This window comes from Rhodococcus sp. KRD162 (assembly GCF_017168335.1).
In the GTDB taxonomy this organism is placed as follows: domain Bacteria; phylum Actinomycetota; class Actinomycetes; order Mycobacteriales; family Mycobacteriaceae; genus Rhodococcoides.
Genome location: NZ_JABFAU010000069.1, coordinates 1 through 396, shown reverse-complemented (window position 1 = coordinate 396; position 396 = coordinate 1). Strand labels below are relative to the sequence as shown.

1 pseudogene is annotated in these 396 nt (G+C 66.2%); it reads right to left on the bottom strand.

What is annotated here, in order from left to right:
* Nucleotides 1-396: pseudogene (locus J1M87_RS26540) on the bottom strand (hypothetical protein); the annotation flags it as partial.

The window sequence follows — 396 nt, the reverse complement described above, 5'->3', positions numbered from 1 at the left end:
ATCCGGCTGACAAAGTCCGGAGACGCGCCCGCGCAGGGCCCGCATCAGCTCCTGCCCGGCTTCGATCGTGGTGCGCAAATGCGCGGTGCCGGGCGCAAGGTCGCCATGGTGCAGATAATAGGGCTTGATCCGGCACTCGACGAAAGCGCGCATCAGCGCCGTGAGCGTCGCCGCATCGTCGTTGACGCCGCGCAGCAGGACCGACTGGCTCACCAATGGAATGCCGGCGTCGGCGAGGCGTGCGCAGGCCGCGCGGGCATTGGCACCGAATTCGCGCGGATGATTGGCGTGGATCACAATCCAGGTGGTTGCCCCTTCCACCCGCAGCGCCGCGATCATCTCGGGATTGATACGTTCGGGATCGGCGATCGGAACGCGGCTGTGGATGCGGATGAT